Source organism: Vogesella mureinivorans (genome assembly GCF_007644035.1).
GTDB classification, from domain to species: Bacteria; Pseudomonadota; Gammaproteobacteria; order Burkholderiales; family Chromobacteriaceae; genus Vogesella; species Vogesella mureinivorans.
This window is the reverse complement of sequence record NZ_VMTV02000363.1, coordinates 1-250: the sequence shown is the minus strand read 5'-3', so window position 1 is coordinate 250 and position 250 is coordinate 1. Positions and strand designations below refer to the sequence as shown.

The 250-nt window shown below is 49.6% G+C and carries 1 protein-coding gene; it reads left to right on the top strand.

The features are described 5' to 3' along the window. Positions 1–250: hypothetical protein (locus FLQ44_RS11010; RefSeq protein WP_206208821.1), on the top strand; the 250-nt coding region annotated here is incomplete at both ends.

Genomic DNA, 250 nt, shown 5'->3' with positions numbered 1-250 from the left:
CGGATCTAATCATCGGCAACTACTCAGACGGCAATTTGGTGGCGTTCCTGCTAGCACGCAGGCTAAAAGTAACTCAGTGCAACATTGCCCACGCGCTAGAGAAGTCGAAATACCTGTTCAGTAACCTCTACTGGCAAGATTCGGAGGATAAGTACCACTTCTCGCTTCAGTTCACGGCAGATTTGATCGCCATGAACGCTGCCAACTTTATTGTTAGCAGCACTTACCAGGAAATTGTCGGCACGCCGGA